The sequence below is a fragment of the Streptomyces sp. TLI_053 genome (assembly GCF_900105395.1).
GTDB lineage: Bacteria > Actinomycetota > Actinomycetes > Streptomycetales > Streptomycetaceae > Kitasatospora.
In genome coordinates this window covers 8,618,738-8,637,326 of the sequence record NZ_LT629775.1, presented here as the reverse complement: position 1 = coordinate 8,637,326, position 18,589 = coordinate 8,618,738, and the positions used below count along the sequence as shown (strand labels likewise).

The following is an 18,589-nucleotide window of genomic DNA, read 5'->3' as shown; positions in this document are numbered from 1 at the left end:
GAGGCCGCCATGACCGGCACCGAAACCACCACCGCCGCCCCAGCCGCGGCGCCGCGCACCTATCCGTCGCTGCGCGCGGCGTGGATCCCGATGGCCGCGCTCTGCCTGGCCTTCTTCGTCGAGATGGTCGACAACACGCTGCTGTCCATCGCCCTGCCCACCATCGGCCGCGACCTGGGCAGCGGCACCACCGCGCTGCAGTGGGTCACCGGCGCGTACTCGCTGACCTTCGGCGGCCTGCTGCTGACCGCCGGATCGATGGCCGACCGTCTCGGCCGCCGCCGCGTCCTGCTGGTCGGCCTCGCCGTGTTCGGCCTGCTCAGCCTGTGCGTCGCCCTCGTCACCGGCGCCGGGCAGCTGATCGCCCTGCGCGCCGGCCTCGGCATCGCCGCCGCCGCCATGGCCCCGATCACCAACTCCCTGGTCTTCCGGCTCTTCGACGACGCGGCACTGCGGATGCGGGCGATGACCGTCATGATCGTCGTCGGCATGTCCGGCTTCGTCCTCGGCCCGCTGCTCGGCGGCACCGCCCTGGCCCACGTCAAGTGGCAGTGGCTGCTGCTCGTCAACGCCCCGATCGCACTGATCGCCGCCATCGGCGTGCGCCTGGGCGTCCCCGCCGACCGGCCCGAGGACCTCACCCGCGACCGGCTCGACCTGCCCGGCGCCGTGCTGAGCGTCGCCACCATCGGCCTCGCCTGCTACTCGCTCACCAGCGGCGTCGACCACGGCTGGACCTCCGCCCCCACCATCGGCTCGATCCTCGGCGCCCTCGCCGCCGGCCTCGCCTTCGTCCGGCACGAGCGCCGCACCGCCGCCCCCATGCTCGACCTGAAACTGTTCACCAACGGCACCGTCCGCGGCGCCGCCATCGCCCAGATCGGCACCGCCATCGCCATGGCCGCCGTCATGTTCGGCCTGATCCTGCACTTCCAGTACGCCTACGGCTGGAGCCCCGTCAAAGCCGGCCTGGCCAACCTGCCGATCATCGTCACCATGCTCGCCGCCACCCCGCTGTCCGAGTGGCTCGCCAAGCGCTGCGGCCACCGCATCGCCTGCCTGGTCGGCGCCGCCTGCCTGGCCGGCTCCCTGGCCGGCCTCGCCTGGGGCGTCTCGCACGGCTACGCCGCCATCGCGGTGTGCATGGTCGTGATGACCGTCGGCCTGCGCACCGTGATGACCATCTGCGCCATCGCCCTGGTCGAGAAGATGCCGGAGAACCGCACCTCGATCGGCACCGCCCTCAACGACACCGCGCAGGAGGTCGGCAGCAGCTTCGGCACCGCCGTCGTCGGCACCCTGATCGCCGCCCTGGTCACCACCCAGCTCCCCGCCGGCGCATGGGACAGCGCCCTCGTCCACTCCTTCTTCCACGGCGAGCGGATCACCTACGCCGTGCTGGCGGTCATCGTCGGCCTGGTCACCGCATTCGGCGCACTCACCCTCACCGACTCCCACAGCACCGAGGAGCACCCCGCCTGACCCCTCCGGTGCTTCGACTGCGACCGGCGCCCCGCCCCTCCCGGCGGGGCACCGGTCGCGGTCGGATGCCCTCCCGGGTCACCCGGTCTGCCACAGAACTCGGCGAGGAGCATCCCGACACCCCGACCGCCTGTGCCAACCTCGCCGCCTCCTACTGGCAGGCGGGACGCACCGAGGAGGCCGCCAGTCTGTTGCGTTCCGTTGTGGAGCAGCGGGACCGTGTTCTCGGTCCCGCGCACCCGGACACCGTGATGTGCAGGGTGGACCTGGCAACCGTGCTGACCGAGCGGGGGCGTGATCTGCTGCCCGGTGACACGCTGCGCGCGTGGCGGGATGTGGCCGAAGCGGTCCAGGCGGTCGGCCCGTACCTGTCGGGTGATCAGGCCGGGTACGGTCCCGTGCTCGCCCGCGCGTACGGGATTTGCGCCGCGGTGCTGGACGCCGACGGGCAGCCCGAAGCCGCCGCCGACTTCCGGTCACCATTCAGGCCCGGCGACGATGCTGCGGACAGGAGCCGACCACGACCCCACGCCCTCGGCCATGACGCAGACCCGCCGGGAAGCAGCCGCAGGTCGACAGCCTGTTCGGCGAGCACCGACAGGCCTGACCGCCCCTTCCCCAGGCACCCTGCCCACAACCCCTCTCGGCCCCCGGCAGCAGGTTCTCGATCTTCCAGGGCGTTGGCCTCGGGGCCGCCCGGCGAGCGCGAACGAGACCAGGGTGCGGGGCCGAGAACACAGGCGGCGGGTGCCACCTCGCCGGGCTGCGGGGTGGTAGCCCCGTTCCGCTCCGCCCACTTCAGCTGGACGGCCCCGACGTGGCCGGGGGCATCAGGCAGGGTGTCCTGACCTGGAAGAGCAGCAGCCCTCCGGTCGTGGTCTCGACGGTGATCAGATACCGGCTCGACGCCTGGGAGGCATCCAGGACCGTGTCCACCTTGCCGTCCGTGGTCTCCCGGTAGCCGTCGATCTTGAATCCCTGCTGTTCGAGCATCGCGCGGACCTTGCGGACTGCCTCGGGGTGCTGCTCGACCGGGGCGGAACTGTACACCGCGTACGCCATCTTGTACCGGCCGTCCTGGGCGACCTCGTCGTTCTTGCCGACGCAGTCGTTGAAGAACGGTTCGGCGCTGCCGGCGTCGAGGGCGAGGCCGGCGCTCTGCGCCATGTACTCCGTCATGTGCTGGGCCCAGTCCTGGACCTCCTGGCGGGCCTTGACCGGCAGCGGATCGTTGGGACCGGACGTGGACATGCATCCTCCGAGGATCAGGGGCAGGCAGAGGGCCAGCGCGGCGACAGCGAGGCGCCGCGCAACGGTGGGGCGGGCGGCGAGGCGTGGCAGGGGGAACGGCACGGTGGAATTCCTTGCGGCTGGAACGAGAGTGAGGACCGAACGGTCGGGCCGCGGCCGGCCCGGCCCGGTGGTCACAGGGGACCCGGTGACGTGACGGGCTATCCGGGGAACCGTGCCCGGCGGTTTCCCGACGATGATGCGGCCCTGATTGGCGAGGCTGTGGCTGCCGTCGTCCCAGTAGCCGCTGTGCCCGGAGGTGTCGACCTCGAATCGCTGCCCGCCGAAGTTGTCCTCTATCGGGTCCTCGCCGAGGGTGAGTCCCGCAGCCAGCGCAATATTGTCGTCCGCCGCCCGGCCGGTCCAGAAGTGGCTCGGGTCGATGTGCAGCTGGTCGGCACGCTCAACGGTCATGCCAGGGCTCGCAACAGCGACGATCTCATCGGCGCCCAGTCCCGCCCCGCCGGCGGCAGCCGCACCGACGAGCGTCGTTCCGTAGCTGTGGCCGAACACCGAGAGGTGACTGGGGTGGTCGCCCTGGGCGGCCCGGGTGCCCTGGGTGAACTGGCGAAGCGCCTCCGCCCCGTCCGTGGCCCTGCTGGTCGAGCCGACCGCAAGGTTCGGCGCCTGCACGACCGGGACCTCGGGAGCGTCGTAGCCGAGCCACGAGATCACCGACACCTTCTGGTTGGTCCCCTTCGACGCCCCTTTCGCGGCCTCCTGAAGGTCATTGGCACGCGTGGGCTGGCCCCCTGTGCTGTCGATCGTCGATGGCCCACTGTGTTCCCCTCCCGACAGCTCATCAGTCAGCAGAAAGCCTATTGCGGTGACCGGCCGACCCCCATCCGTACAAGTACTCATCCGGTATGACACGAATGCGATCGTTTGGAAACGCCGAAAGTGCCTCTCGAGAAGCACCCGTCCCGCGATGGCCGGCGCGCCCGCGCTGCTCACCGACCGGAACCGGCCACACCCCGCGGACCGGCCACTGTGCGTTCCTGCCGACCGGGACCGTGGGACCGGTCCATCCGGGCCGCCGGCCGGGAGAACGGGGAGTTCGACATGGGCGGGCTCCGGGACGGTCGAGATGCCCGGACCGGTCCGACCGGTCCGGGCGCAACCCGTATCCAGAGGTGCGCGCGGAGTCGGCGACATCGCCGGCGGGACAGCACCGCAGGCTGTTCTGCGGCTGTTGGGCAGCCGCAGAACAGCCTGTGATATGCGGCGATGCGCCAAACTGGGCCTGTCGACCTGTTGGGAGGCAACGGGTCCAGCACCGGGCGGTGCGGCACAAGAACAGGCGTCACAGGGGTCGCAGACGACCAGGCCGAAGTCCCGGTCGAGGGTCCCTTTATCCGCGGGGGTCAGCCGGCGCCGTCGGCCTTCAGGGCCTGGACCGTGTCGGTCGTCGCTGGTTCTTGACACCTCAACAGGCCATCCCGGATCTCGACGCCCGGCAGACAGGTCAAAAGCGGCAAAGCCGCGAGAACGGTGCAGGTTGCGAAGGGTCCTCCCAGCGAGCACGGGGGTACCCCTGTCTGTTCGGTCGAGGTCGGGGACCAGTACGTTCGTGTGGTCGAGGGTGGGGCCAACCGCAGGAGTGCACATGGGCGATAGTCAGGTCACGATCAAGCTCACGAGTGACGAGGCGCTGGTGTTGTCGGACTGGCTGGAGAAGCTGCAGATGACGGACCTGAGCCGAGTTGTCGACGATCCGGCGGTCTGGGCGCCGATCCATCGCATCGCCGGGGCGCTGGACAAGTCACTTCCCGGGCTGTTCGCGCCTGACCATGACCAGCGGCTCGAGGCCGCTCGCCGACGGCTTCGGCCGGAGGAGGACTGAGTAGACGGGCCTGGAGCGGTCCCCTGCCTCCTGCAGGTCGGGGTTCCTGGAAGGGTCCGTCGCGGAGCATCGCGAAGAGGACGTCGGCCCGTCGTCGGGCGAGGCAGGGCAGGACCTGGGTGCGCTGTTTGCCCTGAGCGACGGTTTCCTTCTCCGAGCGAGTTCGGCCAGGTCGACGACGAGGTCCGAGATCGGACCTCGTCCGTTCAGTCCGCGGTGCCGAACCACCATTCGGTGTTGTCCACGCCGGCCGCCCAGTCGTTCATGACCCGCTCGACGGCAGGGAGTCCGACCTGCCGGGCAACCGTCGCCACGATGAACCGCCCGTCCGCCGGTGCCTCGGCCAGCCCGTCCAGAGGGACGAGGCCGGCCTGCAGGTCTGCCAGGTCCTCCGACGAGAAGGGGCCTCCACGGTAGGCCTGGATGCAGACATTGGCCCCGCGCTCGGTCACCTCGAACGTCCCGTCGTCGGCGATCCGCAGCACGTCTCCGGCAGCGCATCCGAGTACCAGTCCAGGGCTTCCGCTCAACTCGAACGACCGCTCTCCGAGCACCCGGGCAGGAAGTACCTCGAGAACAGGCCGCCCAGCACTGTTGCGGCCCGCCAGCAGCCGTATGTGGGTGTCGGCACCGACGTCGAGCTCGTCCATCATGAGCGCGATCGTGTCACACGGTGGTGTCGACAAGAGTGTCGACCTGCGTCCTCACACGGTGGGCAGACCATCACGACGGAGGACAGCCGCGCGCGCCCCTCGGGCCGTCCGGAGGGCCGTCGTGGTGGCGGCGCTCCGGACGGGCCGGCCGTGGGGGGCGGGCTCGGGTTCTGGCTCAGGGGCGCCAGTAGTTGTTGGCCGCGGCGATGGTCTGGAACTCGACGGCGACGGTGTGGGCGGCGGCGATGATGCTGTCCGGGTCGGTGGAGTAGTTCGGCCGGCCGCCCTTGAGCACGTCGAGATCGGGCTGGATGTTGTGCACGGTGTGGCGGGCCAGGGTGAGGGCGAGGGCGCGGCCCTCCTCCGGGGTGCTGGTGATCAGGGTGTTGCCGGGGACCAGGACCAGGGCTTCGTCGGGTACGCGGTTCATGGCACCACTGTCGGCCGCCGACGGCCTTCGTGCGGCCGGACGCCGGGTCTGCGTCGGCTGCACGGGTGACGGAGCGGGCCGGGCGGGGGCCGGGCGGGCCCGGCCCGGTGACACTGGGCTCCATGGACGACTTCCTGTCCGAGTCGACGCTGCACGACATCGTCGACCTGTTCGTTCGCCTGGTCGAGTTCGCGGGCGCGCTGATCATCTTCGTCGGCGCGCTGTGGGCGTTCGTCCGCTTCGTCCTCTTCTGGTTCCGGCCGTCCCGGCCCGCCGCCCCCGAGCCAGGACCGCTCTGGGACTTCACCCGGATCCGGCTGGGCATGGGGCGTTTCCTCGTCCTGGGGCTGGAGTTCCAGCTGGCCGGCGACATCCTGCGGACGGCCGTCGCGCCGACGTTCACCGAGATCGGACAGCTCGGCGCCATCGCCGCGATCCGCACGGCACTGAACTACTTCCTCGGCAAGGAGCTCCGGGAGGAACGCGCCGAGATCGAACGCTCCGCCGCCGGTCCCGTCGCCGCCCGGACCACCGAGGGATGACCGACACCGTCCTGCGGCAGGCCGCGCTCTGGGTCACCGTGCTCGGGGCCGGCGCGGCCGTGCTCGCGGGCCTGCGGCTGCGCCGGGTCCGGCCCGCGGTGACCGTGCTGTCCGACTTCCTGCTCGCGGCGGGGCTGATCCACCTCGCCGGACGGACCGGCTGGACCTCCTTGGCGCTGGTCGCGAGCGTGGGCGCGCTGCGGATCGTGCTCGACCTGGACCTGCGCGCGTTGGCGGGGCGGCCGCGCAAGGACGCCGCTGCGCCCCCGACCCGGGCGAGCTGAGCGATCCGAGCGACCGTCGTAGTCCCGTCCTCGTCACAAACGGCGATGCGCATTCCTACAAGTCTCCGCTGCCGCCCTCCTGGCAGGCTTTGCCTCGACAGGACCACGGATCGTGCCGGCAGGAGAGGCGGACGCGCAGTCGCTTCCGCAACGTCGGCGCGCCCTCGCGTGACGCCCTCCCGATCGGCTACGCCACGGGGCGGCACACCATCTCGATCCCAAGGAGAATCGTGAAGATCGGCAAGCGTGTCGTCCTGGTCGGGACACTGTCGGCGGTCGCTCTGCTCGGAGTGTCGGGCCGGGCCATGGCCTGGGATCCCAGCATGGAGGGCAACAACCTCTGCAACACCGGCGAGATCTGCATCTCCGAGGACCTCAACAACAGCGGCTGTATGAAGGACACCTACTACTCGGCATCGACTTGGTTGAACGCGCGGTGGTCGACGGACGGCCTCAACTGCTACCTCGAGACATCGGGCGCGACACTGTACAACGGCACGGACGGCAGCCCGCGCAACGCAACCTGGGCCCGGAACTTCGATGCTGCGAAGACCGTGCGGATCTACTACAACTCGAACCACTCCGGGCCGAGCTTCCAATTGCGACCCGCGGGCCAGGCGGGCAGCGAAGCCAATTTCTTCAACTTCACGCTCAGCAACGGCATGAACGCCAACGACCGGATGAACTCGCACAAGTTCGGCGCCTGACGGCCGCACTGCCCGGGCCCGTGCCCCTTCCCGCCCCGTGGCCCGTTGGTGGCAACGGGCGTCCTCCCGGACCCACCCCTGTTCAACCATGCGCGCTGCCCGGTCCGAGTGCCCTGGAGAATCTCGAATGATGAAGCGTGTTGCGGCGGTTGCCCTGCTGACGGTCACGTGCGCTTGCGCGAGCGGCGGGAACGGCTCCGCTCCGTCGACGGACCGCCCGCCCAAGGGTCCGGATCCGGCGGCGGCCGAAATCCTGCGGATCAACGCGTTCTCGGCCAGGCCCGTGACCAGGGGCAAGGACATCGTCCTGCCGCTGACTCCATACCTGCCGACAACGGCGCAGATCAACGCGGAGACGAAGGCGTTCAACCTGCGGGTGCGCAGCTGCATGGCCGCGTTCGGCCTGGACTGGCGGGTGCCCCCCGGGGATGCCGTCGACCCGTCGACGGCACCGAGCGAGAGCCGCCGGTACGGGGTCATCGACGCCGCCGAGGTCGAACGCCTCGGCTATCACGCCCCCGGCTCGGTGACGGAAGAGAAGCGGCCCGGCGACGAGGGCGGCCCTGGCGGGAACGTCGACACGAAGGTGCTGAACCTGGTCTTCCTCGGCAAGGGCGAGTCGAGCTACGGGGGGCGCTCCATTCCGGCGGGCGGCTGCGCGGGCGAAGCCAATCGGCTCCTCAACCGGGGCGGCGGCCCGAGCAGCGCGGACGACCAGCGGTTCACGGAACGACTGATCATCGATTCCTTCGAACGGTCCAAGCAGGAGAAGCCCGTCGTGGAGGCGATGGCCGCATGGTCCGCGTGCATGAAGAAGTCGGGCTACGACTACCAGGACATCTGGAAGGCCAACGAGGATCCTCGCTGGACCGCAGCCGAGCCGACCCCGCAGGAGTTCCAGGTCGCCAGGGCCGATGTGGGGTGCAAGCAGGAAGCCAACCTGCCGGGAATCTGGTTCGCGGTGGAGACCGTGTTCGAACAGAAGGCACTCGAGGCGAACGCCCCGGCACTCAAAGCGGCCCAGGACCGCCACAGTGCACGGATCAGGACCGCCGCCGACATCGTCGCCGGTATCGAACGCTGATCGAACGCCGGTCGGGCAACGGACCGGCGGCGGCCGACCGGCGACGGGGCGGCTCCGCTCCGCCTCTCCACCGGCGGTCGAGCGGACAGCGGAGACGACGCAGACAGGAGGACCGGAGTGGACGGGCACGTGGCGGATGCCGCCGGGCCGGAACCGGTGCCCGCGCCCCGGCGCGGGCACCGGTTCCTGGCCGCGCTGGTCGCGACGGCCGTGGCCGCCGGCATCGGCGGTACGGCCGCGACGCGGTTCATCACCTCGCCCGGGCAACGGGCCGCGCAGGCGGCTGCCCCGCCGCCGTCGGTGATCACCGCGGCGGTGGAGTCCCGACGACTCGTCGACACGGTCGTGCTGCGCGGCAGGGTGGCCTCGACGCAGAGCGTCGAGGTGTCCCCACAGGTCGTCGCCGGTGGCAAGGACACCGGCAGCCGCACGGTGGTCACGGCTGTGCGGGTGCGTCCCGGCGACGCGGTGAGCGCCGGTCAGGTACTGCTGGAGGTCTCCGGACGGCCGGTGTTCGTGCTGACCGGCGAACTGCCCGTCTACCGGGATCTCAAGCCGGGCAGCGAGGGCAAGGACGTCGAGCAGCTCCAACGCTCGCTCGCCCGACAGGGCCTCAAGACCGGTGCGGACGAGGCGGGCAGGTACGGACCGGGCACCCGCAGGGCGGTCGAGGAGCTCTACCGCCGCTTGGGGTACGACGCACCGCAGTCCCCGGACGTGTCACCGGAGCAGCTCCGGACGGCCCAGGAGCGGGTCACCTCGGCCGAACGCGCGGCCGGAGGGGTCCCGCCCGCAGGTCCCGGGCCGGAGCCGGGGGCCGGGCCGAGGTCGGGTCCGGACTCGGCCGGACGGGCCGTGGCGTATGCGAAAGCCGACCTGGAGCGCGCCCGCGAGGAGCGGGCGGAGCTGGAGTCCCGCGCCGGTGCGATGGTGCCGGCCGGTGAGGTCGTCCTGGTCCGGGACGACATGGCGCGGGTGGACACCGTCAACGCCGTGGTCGGCAAGCCGGTCAAGGAACGCGCCGTGACCCTCTCCTCCGGCGCTCTGCTGGTCGTCGCGCGGCTCGCCCCGCACCAGAAGGACCTGGTCCGGTCGGGGATGCCGGTCCGGATACTGTCCGAACTCACCGGCGCGCAGGCCGATGCTTCGGTGACCGCGGTCGCCGACACCCCGGACACCGCCGACACCCCCGACCCGGCGGGCGGACCGGCGGCCGGACCCGGTGGGTCCTCCGCCGCAGGAGGCAGGGCCTACGCGACGACGGTGACTCCCACGGTGCCGTTGGACCCCGCGCTGGCCGGACAGGACGTACGCCTGACCGTCGAGGCCGCGTCCTCGGACGGGGACGTGCTGGTCGTCCCACTGGCCGCGGTCTCCGCGGGTGCCGATGGCCGGACCCTGGTGACCGTCCTCGCCGCGGACGGATCCCGGCGTCCGGTCGAAGTACGACCCGGCGCGACCGGTGGCGGCTTCATCCAGGTCGCCCCCGCCGATCCGGTCGGACTTCGGCCCGGCGAGCGGGTGGTGGTCGGCGTCCGGCGCGGTGCCGCAACCGACACCGGGACCGGAGGCGACCGGTGACGCCGGTCCTCACTTTCGACGGCGTCGGCCTGACCTACCCGGGCCCACCTCCGGTTCTCGCCCTGCGTCCCGCCGATCTCGTGGTCGAGCGCGGCGAGTTCGTCACGGTGATCGGTCCCTCGGGGTCCGGCAAGTCCACGTTCCTCAACGTCGCCGGTCTGCTCGACCGGCCGACCTGCGGCACCTACCGGCTGGACGGGACCGACACCGGCACCCTCAAGGACAGTGCGCGCACCGCAATTCGGGGAGCCCGCATCGGGTTCGTGTTCCAGGCGTTCCACCTCCTGCCGCACCGCAGCGCGGCGGAGAACGTCGAACTGGGGATGCTCTACGGAGCGGTCCCCCCAACGGAGCGCAGCGTCCGCTCCCGCGATGCGCTGACACGCGTCGGACTGGCCCACCGCCTCCACGCCCTGCCCACCACACTTTCCGGCGGGGAACGACAGCGCGTCGCGATCGCCCGCGCACTGGCGCCCCGGCCCGCACTGCTGCTGTGCGACGAACCCACCGGCAACCTGGACAGCGCCACCTCGTCGGACGTCCTCGCGCTGTTGGACGAGCTCAACGCGGACGGCGTCACCGTGCTGCTGATCACCCACGACGCCGCGGTCGCCCGGCGCGGCACCCGCACCCTGGCCATCCGCGACGGCGTCCTGTCCGAACTCGCCGGATCACCCGGATGACCCGCGCCGAGCCACCTGGCACTCCCCACAGCGCCTCCGCCGACCCACCGGACACCCGGCCCGGCAACCACGGCGCCGCTCGGACGCCGCGCTCGCGTATGCGGTGGCGCGACCTGGCCACCGAAGCAGTCGCCGGCGTGCTGCAACGCCCGGCACGCTCCGCGCTGACCGCGCTGGGCACCGTGCTCGGCGTGGGCACGTTCGTCGCGGTTCTCGGTCTCACCGCCACCGCGACCGGGCAGATCGGCGAACGCTTCGACCGCCTGGCCGCGACCGAGGTGACCGTCGAGGACACCGGCGGGGCGGATCCCGCGATGCTGCCACTCGCGTTCACCCCGGATGCCGACGAGCGGGTACGCGCACTCAACGGCGTGACCGGCGCAGGAGTCCACTGGCCCGTTCGGCTGCCGCCCGGCGCGACCGTCCGTGCGGCCCCGGTCGGCCGGGACGCGGACGGCCAGCCCGTCCAGGTCGTCGCCGCCTCCGCCGGAGTCCTCGACGCCGCCGGCGCCCACTTCGCGGAAGGGCGCGGTTGGGACGCCTTCCACGACTCCCGGGCCACACAGGTCGCGGTCCTCGGCCAGGGCGTCGCCGCACGCCTCGGGATCGCCACTCTTGAGACCCGGCCCGCCGTCTTCGTCGGTGACGTCCCGTTCACCGTGGTCGGGATCGTCGCCGACACCGACCGCGAGGCGGACCTGCTGCTCTCCGTCCTGGTCCCGCGAAGCGCCGCGGAGCGGGTCTGGGGGCCGCCCCAGGAGGGCCGGCGCGCCACCATGCTCATCACCACCAGGATCGGCGCCGCCCGGCAGGTCGCCGACGAGGCCCCCTACGCGCTGCGCCCCGACCACCCCGACTACTTCAAACCGGTCCCACCACCGGATCCGCGCACCCTGCGTAACGGGGTCGCGTCCGACCTGAGCGCGCTCTTCCTCCTGCTGGCCGGCATCTGCCTGGTCATCGGCGCCGTCGGCATCGCCAACACCACCCTGGTCGCGGTCATGGAACGCACCTGCGAGATCGGCCTGCGGCGCGCCCTCGGCGCACGCGGACGGCACGTCGCGGGCCAGTTCCTCGCCGAGTCCGCGGCACTCGGCGCGCTCGGCGGGCTGGTGGGGACCGGCCTGGGCGTCGTCACGGTGATCGTGACCAGCACCACGCGCGAGTGGACACCCGTGGTCGCGCCGGGCACGGTCGCGGCGGCCCCCGCCATCGGGCTCGCCACCGGCCTGCTGGCCGGGCTCTATCCGGCCTGGCGCGCCGCCCGCGTCGAACCCGTCGAAGCCCTGCGGAGGTAGCCCAGGTCCGACCCGCTCCGCAGGACGCCCTCCCCGCGTCACTTCCCACCCGCCGCTCTTCGCGGCGGCCTCGCACACCACCGCGACAGGCGGCCCACCGGTCGACGCGCGGCGGCGGGCACACCTGTGCCCGGACACGGGAGGAATCCATGCGACCACGGGGCAGAACCGCACAAAAACGTGAACGGCTGCGAACACGTCACACCTGGACAGCGCTCGGCGCCGCCGCACTCATGGCGTTCGCCGCGCTCTCGGCGAACACCGTCCCGGCGGACGCGGCACCCACGGCGCCGAAGTCCTCCGAGGACCGGGCGTGGACCACCACGGGCGACGCCGAGGGCTTCCACATCGTCGTCGCGGACGCCAGGGACGGCTACGCGTGGCGCACCGCCGCCTCGCTGTCCGAGCCGGGCTTCGATACCGACCTGTGGATCGGCAACGCCTGCGTGACCGGCTCCGGCCGGCGTGCCGTCGTCGTCTACGCGCCGCGGACCTTCACCAACAGGCCCGAGCTGATGGCCCGCGGCGGGTTCACCGCGATCGTCGATCTGGCCGACGGCACCGTGACGAAGCTGGACCTGCAGGCCTCGCTCTCCTACTACAACCCGGGCTGCGGCGTCGACGAGACAGCCGTCCTCACCCAGTCCGGTGGGGAGGACAGGGCCGGCACCCGGCTGATCCGCGTCGACGCAGCGACGGGAAGGATCGCCGCCCCGATCGAGACCGAGGGGCAGCTCACCTCCGCTGTCCCGGTCAAGGACGGCTCCGTCGTCGCCGCGGGCGCGGGCGCCCTCGTCAAGGTCGAGACCAGCGGTGCCACCACCCCGGTCTCACGGACCGTCGGTGTGCCGTTCCGCCTCACCGCCGACAAGGACGGCGGCGTGGTGTTCCTCGACTCGGATACCGTCGGCCGGAGCACTGCGGACAGGTCCGTGGACGGGCCGGGGACCGGCCGCACCACCGACTCGGCCGTGGTCGGACGCGTCGCCGGGGACCTGATCAGGAGACCCGATGTGAGAAGGACAAGGCCGACGGAGCTGGCCCGGGGACCGCTGACCGCGACGGGCCTCACCCGCGACGCCGCAGGCACCGTGTACGTGACCGGCCCCGTGACCAGGGGCACGGAGAAGCCGCCCACCAGCACCAGGCTGCTGCCCACGGCACCGAAGGAGGCCAGGGTCAGCACCAAGGGCGAGACTGTCGTCACCCTCAGCGAGTGGGCCGACGGCAGGGACTCGCGACTCGGCCCCGACGAGGCCAGGTCTCCCCGGCCGGTCATGGTGGCGTTGGGTCGCACCGACGGCGGCCGGATCGGCGCGGGAACCGTAGACCCGGGCGCCGTGCCGAGTCCGAACAGGGCCCAGGGTGCGGCTCCTTCGCCGAAACTCGGGGTAGTCCCGGCACCCGGAGCCGCAGGTGCCGCCGTGCCCGGCGCGACGACGGCCGACCCCACCGAGACCGTCGAGTCCGAGCGCACCTGCGCGGTGCCGCGCAACGATCCCCGGAACCAGGCTGTCCAGCCCAAGCCCCGCCAGGTCGAGTGGGCGGTCGACCAAGCCGTCCAGGGCACCTTGAACCAGAACACCGTCCGCCCGGCGAACTGGAAGAACCTGGGGATGCCGGCCTACCAGCCGCAGGCCTTGTTCCCCCGGCCCATCCTCGACGGCAACGGGCGGGTACCGGCACAGATCATGCTCGGCGTCGCCGCACAGGAATCGAACCTGTGGCAGGCCGCGCGCTCGGCGGTTCCCGGTGTCACCGGCAACCCGCTCATCGGCAACTACTACGGCATCGACTACTACGACGGCAATCCGGCCAACGACTGGGACGTCAACTGGTCGAAGGCCGACTGCGGGTACGGTGTCACCCAGGTCACCGACGGCATGCGTCTGGCCGGGAAGGAACGGCCGGGCGAGACCGCCCTGCCCTACCAGACCCAGCGCGCCGTGGCGCTCGACTACGTCACCAACATCGCGGCCGGGCTGCAGATCCTCTCCAACAAGTGGAACCAGACCCGCGCCGCCGGACTGACCGTCAACAACGGCTACGCATCGAAGATCGAGAACTGGTACTTCGCGCTGTGGGCGTACAACTCCGGGTTCTACCCCCGGAGCGGCGACGGAGGCCCCTGGGGTGTCGGCTGGGCCAACAACCCCGCCAACCCCGAGTGGGACGCCGGACGCCTGCCCTTCCTGGAGCACCTCGACGGCACCGACGACTACTCGGATGCCGCTCATCCGCAGGACTGGCCCTACCAGGAGAAGGTCATCGGCTGGGCCGGACACCCGCTGGAAGGTCTTGAGTCCCCGGGAAAAATGGTGAGTGGATACCGCCAGGCGTGGTGGAACGGCAAGGAGGGGAGTGCCCTGACACCCGGGAGTGCCAAGAACCTCCGGGCTGCGGCGAAGCCGGAGGAGTCCTGGTTCTGCACGGCGCAGAACAACTGCATGCCGGGCTACATCTCGGACGGTTCCAGCAACAGCCCTGGACAGGGGCCGTGCGCGCGCGATGACCTCAAGTGCTGGTGGAACCAGCCGGTCACCTGGAAAGCGGACTGCGACTACTCCTGCGGGAACGAACTCGTACGGTTCAACGACACGTACAAGGAGGAACCCGACGGCACGGCCTACCCGCCCGCGTGTTCCCTGGACGGCCTGCCGGCGGGCGCGCTGGTCATCGACGACGTGGCCGACGACGTGCCCTCGGTACGTCCTGGCTGCCCGCGTCCGGCTCCGAACGCGGGCACCTTCACCATGACGTTCGGCAGCGATCCGAACGCCGCGACGTTCCCCGCCAAGGCCGACCTCCACCAGCTCGGCGCCGGCTTCGGAGGGCACTTCTTCTTCTCCCACACCCGCGCCGACGACGCGAAGGGCCGACTCCTGAGGACGTCCGGATCATGGCGCCTCAACCACCCGATCGAAACCAGGCAGGCCAAGGTCTACGTGCACGTCCCCGACCACGGCGCGCAGACCCGGCAGGCCGTGTACGAGGTGGTCACCGACGCCGGGCCCGCACGCGTCGCGATCGACCAGACGGCAGGGACCGGCAAGAACCGCTGGGTTCCGCTGGGCGCCTTCGCCTTCGGCAACACCGTTCCCGAGGTCCGGCTGACGAACATCGTTCCCGGGGGTACCGGGGACGCAGACATCGCCTTCGACGCCGTCGCCTTCGTCCCGGGCAACTACGTCATGCTCGCGGACTTCAACCTCCCCGAGGCGGACGAGAACGCCCCCGACATCGAGTACGAGAGCTCCTATCTGGAGGACGAGCGTCAGGTCATCAACCTCGGTGTGGGCGGCGGCGCCGGTTGGCGTGCCAACACTCCGGAGAACACCTGCGGTCCCATCGATCGATCGACCGGGCGTCAGACCTGCATACGCGTCGATCCGATGACGCCGGAGGAACTCGTGCAAGTCGCCGAGACCCGGAGCAGAGAGCCGGCGCCCGGCGCCGGACTGGCTGCGGCGTCCCCCGACCTGCTGCCGGGCTGTGTCTCCAGCATCAGCACGCCCTCGACCATGAGCCGGTTCGACGCGTGCGTGAACCGGACGGTCACCCTCACGTACCTGCAGAACCAGGAACCGATCGGCACCCTGGTCTGGGGTGTCACCCACATGGTGAAACTCACGTTCAACGAGACCTACTTCGACGAGCAGTACACCTGGACGCCGTTGCCGGGCTTCACGGCGCTGGGTGAAACCTCGCCGATGCTTTCGTTCCAGTGCGCCCCCGCTTGCAGCACAACCGTCACCGGCTCGGAGGGCGGCTGGTTGTGGGTGCCGGGCGACTACCACACGGCGAAGACCTGGGTGCGCCACCAGTGGACCGTCCCGACAGGTACGACCGGCAGCACGAGCATCGACATGGGCGTCGCGATCTCGCCGCGGGTGCCCGAGTTCCCCGAGACCACGGGCGGTGGCCTCAACAACCTCGCCTACGAAGTGCGCTGCGACAACGAGGTCCCCGCCCGCCGCCCGGGTTGCGTGATGAAGGACGTCGTGCCGGTCCTCAAGCTCAACACGAAGAGGTATCCTGCGGCGGGCGCGCTGTACTGGTGGTTGCAGAAGCGCCTGGCGACCCACCCCGGCAGCGCCGAGTGGAAACGGCCGCTCAACCGGGAGAGCAGCGAGGCGAACAGAACGGCCAACCGCGCCGTCATCTGCCCCGGGAGCTGGACGGCCCCCGCTGTCGCCACGGACAGCCCCAGCTGCGACGAGTACCCTTTCGCGGCGAGCAAACAGGGCGGCGGCGGCCAGAACCCGCCGACCGGGTTCACCGGCAACGACTGTGCCCAGCTGTACGCGTCCCGGGTGGGAAACGGACCGTACAAGCTCGCATTCGATCCGCGGTTCGCGCTGCCGACCGTGGACTCGGCCGGGTACCTGACCGCTGTCTGCGGGCGAGGAGCCATTCCACTGAAGCACAACACCGGGATCGCGTCACCCATGGGCTGGCACTTGTTCAAGGGCGCTCGCGTGCTGGAGAACGACCGGTTCTACGTCGGGACTCCCGGTTATGCGGGGTGTGATCCCTTCGTGTCCTGCACACCGAACCTTCCCTGATTCCGCGACCGAAGGTGCTGTGAGTGGTCCAGGACCACCCACGGCACCTTTCGGTCGCGGACCTCGTCGACGGGGCGTGCGCCCGTTCCGGGGGAGCACGCACAGCACGGCTCTGCGCGATCGGGCGAGCGGTGCCGCCCTTGAGCCGGTAGAACCCCCGCTCCCGACGAAGCCAGGCCCTCCACCTTCGTGCCGAAGACATCGTGGCCCGGGCCCACGACCCCGACCTGATGGAACGCGCCGACCGCGTGGTAGAACTCCGCGACGGCCGTTTTCTCGACGAGCTCGCCGAGGGCAGCCGGTCACGCAACCGTCCGGGGCCGCCGGGCTCTCGGAAGAAACGCTCGACCGGCAACGTCTGACCGACCGTGGACCACCGAACCGCCCGGGCACCTGCGAGGCCGGCGCCCGCGCCCCGGCACCGCCTTCGCCCGCCCTTCGAGAGGACCCCCATGACGCAGGAACGGTCGATCGCCGCGGACGGCGCCACAGACAGCGCCGCGGACAGCGCCGCGGACAGCGCCGCGGACAGCGCCGCGGACAGCGCCGCGGACGGGACGGCGGGCACCGTGCTGCCTGCGCCCCGCACTCCCTCCCCCCGTGAAGCACCCGCCCTGAACTGGGGCGTGCTGGCGCCGGGCGGGATCGCGGCGCACTTCACCGAGACCCTGCGGCAGCACACCGGGCAGCGGGTCGTGGCGGTCGGCTCGCGCGACGCCGCGCGGTCCCGGGCGTTCGCCGACCGGTTCGGCATCCCCGCGGCGCACGGCAGTTACGCCGAGCTGGCCGGGAACGACGAGGTGGACATCGTCTACGTCGCGTCGCCGCACTCGGCCCATTTCGAGCACGCGATGCTCGCCGTCGAGGCGGGCCGGCACGTTCTCGTCGAGAAGGCGTTCACACGCAACGCCCGCGAGGCCGAGCAGTTGATCGAGGCGGCCCGCGAGCGCGGGGTGTTCCTGATGGAGGCGATGTGGACACGCTTCCTGCCGCACATCGACGTGGTCCGCCAGGTGCTGGCGTCCGGGCTGCTCGGCGAGGTGCACACCGTGACGGCCGACCACGGGCAGCGGATGGATCCCGACCCGGCGCACCGCCTGTTCGCCCCCGAGCTGGCGGGCGGCGCCCTCCTCGACCTCGGCGTGTATCCGGTCTCGTTCGCCTCGATGGTGCTCGGGCCGTTCGCCTCGGTCACGGCGGTGGGCACGAAGGCCTTCACCGGTGTCGACGGGCAGGCCTCGATCGTCGTCACCGGCGGCTCCGGCGCGCACGGGGTGCTGAACACCTCGCTCTTCGCCCGCACGCCGACCTCGGCGTCGATCTCGGGAACGCATGCCCGGCTGGAGATCGACGGCCCCTTCTACGGAGCCGCCCGGGTCCGGCTCGTCGGCCGGGAGAACGAGCTCCTCGACACCTTCGTCCCGCCGCGCGACGGGGGGATGAGCTACCAGGCGGCCGAGGCGGCCCGGTGCATCGCCGCGGGGCGGCTGGAGTCCGAGCTGATGCCGCTCGCCGAGACGCTGGACATCATGCGCGTCCTGGACGGCGTCCGCCGCGACCTGGGGGTCGTCTTCCCGGGCGAGTGACCCCGCAGCGACTCGCAGCGACTCGGGCGGGCCTCGGGGTGCCTCAGGCGGCCGGGAAGCGGTCGATGTTCCGCTCGACCCAGGTCCGCAGGTGGGCGAGCGGGGCGCAGGCGTCACGCCCGAGCCCGGTCAGGCTGTACTCGACCCGCAGCGGGACCTCGGCGAAGACCTCGCGGTCCACCAACCCGAACTCCTCCAGTCGGCGCAGGGTCTGGGTGAGCACCTTGGGGCTGACACCCTGCAGCCGCGCGCGCAGGGCACCGAAGCGCTGCGGCCCCTCCTCCAGCGCGCCCAGGGCAAGGGCGCTCCACTTGTTGGCGAGCAGGTCGAGCATGTCGCGGCAGGGACAGGCGGCGGCGTAGACGTCCTTCGGTGGACCGCCGTCGACCGACGCCGCCGGAGCCAGGGACAGAGTCGCTTTCGTAGTCATATCGTCATAGTACCCAAAAGGAACTAGGAGCCCTTGCGGGTTACCACTACCTGTTGCGTACCGTCCTGATGACGGCCCCGGGAGCCGGTGCCGGGGACCCGGGACCAGAACCAGGGCCGGGACCAGGACCA

16 protein-coding genes are annotated in these 18,589 nt (G+C 71.3%); 12 read left to right on the top strand and 4 right to left on the bottom strand.

The genetic code is table 11. The features are described 5' to 3' along the window. The first annotated feature begins 9 nt into the window (after nt 1-9). Together BLU95_RS35975 and BLU95_RS45680 are read left to right on the top strand one after the other, a co-directional pair. Nucleotides 10-1,482, top strand: a complete 1,473-nt coding sequence (locus tag BLU95_RS35975; protein ID WP_093863674.1) for an MFS transporter — start codon at nt 10-12, stop codon at nt 1,480-1,482. A gap of 65 nt (nt 1,483-1,547) precedes the next feature. Then, nucleotides 1,548-2,330, top strand: a complete 783-nt coding sequence (locus tag BLU95_RS45680) for a tetratricopeptide repeat protein (protein ID WP_093863673.1) — start codon at nt 1,548-1,550, stop codon at nt 2,328-2,330. Here the strand turns inward: BLU95_RS45680 and BLU95_RS35965 are convergent. After that, on the bottom strand, nt 2,281-3,633 hold the full coding sequence (locus tag BLU95_RS35965) for an alpha/beta hydrolase (protein WP_286158666.1): 1,353 nt from the start codon (nt 3,631-3,633) through the stop codon (nt 2,281-2,283). The two genes, BLU95_RS45680 and BLU95_RS35965, sit on opposite strands and share 50 nt — an antisense overlap. 745 nt (nt 3,634-4,378) lie before the next feature. Here BLU95_RS35965 and BLU95_RS35960 point away from each other — a divergent pair. After that, nucleotides 4,379-4,615, top strand: a complete 237-nt coding sequence (locus tag BLU95_RS35960; RefSeq protein WP_093863671.1) for a hypothetical protein — start codon at nt 4,379-4,381, stop codon at nt 4,613-4,615. 206 nt (nt 4,616-4,821) lie between these two features. Here the strand turns inward: BLU95_RS35960 and BLU95_RS35955 are convergent, their stop codons facing one another. Further along, nucleotides 4,822-5,268, bottom strand: a complete 447-nt coding sequence (locus tag BLU95_RS35955) for a DUF4265 domain-containing protein (RefSeq protein ID WP_093863670.1) — start codon at nt 5,266-5,268, stop codon at nt 4,822-4,824. A 175-nt stretch (nt 5,269-5,443) separates the two neighbouring features. Continuing rightward, on the bottom strand, nt 5,444-5,698 hold the full coding sequence (locus BLU95_RS35950) for a hexameric tyrosine-coordinated heme protein (protein WP_093863669.1): 255 nt from the start codon (nt 5,696-5,698) through the stop codon (nt 5,444-5,446). A gap of 122 nt (nt 5,699-5,820) precedes the next feature. Here BLU95_RS35950 and BLU95_RS35945 point away from each other — a divergent pair, with 122 nt between their 5' ends. From BLU95_RS35945 to BLU95_RS35905, 9 genes are all read left to right on the top strand, one after another. After that, nucleotides 5,821-6,240 carry a DUF1622 domain-containing protein gene (locus BLU95_RS35945; protein ID WP_093865382.1) on the top strand — a complete coding sequence of 140 codons (420 nt, stop codon included), beginning with the start codon at nt 5,821-5,823 and terminating at the stop codon, nt 6,238-6,240. Beyond that, entirely contained in the window at nt 6,237-6,524 is a 288-nt protein-coding gene (locus BLU95_RS35940; RefSeq protein ID WP_093863668.1) for a hypothetical protein, read from the top strand. Before BLU95_RS35945 ends, BLU95_RS35940 begins: the two co-directional genes overlap by 4 nt. Nucleotides 6,525-6,754: 230 nt before the next feature. Then, a complete protein-coding gene (locus BLU95_RS35935; protein ID WP_093863667.1) occupies nt 6,755-7,231 on the top strand; it encodes a hypothetical protein in 477 nt (158 codons plus the stop codon). Nucleotides 7,232-7,358: 127 nt separating this feature from the next. Continuing rightward, the gene (locus tag BLU95_RS35930; protein WP_093863666.1) at nt 7,359-8,315 is read left to right on the top strand and encodes a hypothetical protein; all 957 of its coding nucleotides are present in this window, start codon (nt 7,359-7,361) and stop codon (nt 8,313-8,315) included. Between the two features lie 117 nt (nt 8,316-8,432). Next, the gene (locus BLU95_RS35925) at nt 8,433-9,896 is read left to right on the top strand and encodes an efflux RND transporter periplasmic adaptor subunit (protein ID WP_093863665.1); all 1,464 of its coding nucleotides are present in this window, start codon (nt 8,433-8,435) and stop codon (nt 9,894-9,896) included. Continuing rightward, a complete protein-coding gene (locus BLU95_RS35920) occupies nt 9,893-10,579 on the top strand; it encodes an ABC transporter ATP-binding protein (protein WP_093863664.1) in 687 nt (228 codons plus the stop codon). Before BLU95_RS35925 ends, BLU95_RS35920 begins: the two co-directional genes overlap by 4 nt. 98 nt (nt 10,580-10,677) lie before the next feature. Continuing rightward, a complete protein-coding gene (locus BLU95_RS35915) occupies nt 10,678-11,877 on the top strand; it encodes an ABC transporter permease (protein ID WP_231978922.1) in 1,200 nt (399 codons plus the stop codon). A 149-nt stretch (nt 11,878-12,026) separates the two neighbouring features. Then, nucleotides 12,027-16,442 carry an SMP-30/gluconolactonase/LRE family protein gene (locus BLU95_RS35910; protein WP_159425135.1) on the top strand — a complete coding sequence of 1,472 codons (4,416 nt, stop codon included), beginning with the start codon at nt 12,027-12,029 and terminating at the stop codon, nt 16,440-16,442. Nucleotides 16,443-16,894: 452 nt separating this feature from the next. Beyond that, nucleotides 16,895-18,028, top strand: a complete 1,134-nt coding sequence (locus tag BLU95_RS35905; protein WP_093863661.1) for a Gfo/Idh/MocA family protein — start codon at nt 16,895-16,897, stop codon at nt 18,026-18,028. Between the two features lie 43 nt (nt 18,029-18,071). On the opposite strand, the gene BLU95_RS35900 is transcribed toward BLU95_RS35905, so the two are convergent. After that, on the bottom strand, nt 18,072-18,458 hold the full coding sequence (locus BLU95_RS35900; protein ID WP_231978055.1) for a winged helix-turn-helix transcriptional regulator: 387 nt from the start codon (nt 18,456-18,458) through the stop codon (nt 18,072-18,074). Nucleotides 18,459-18,589 lie beyond the last annotated feature (131 nt).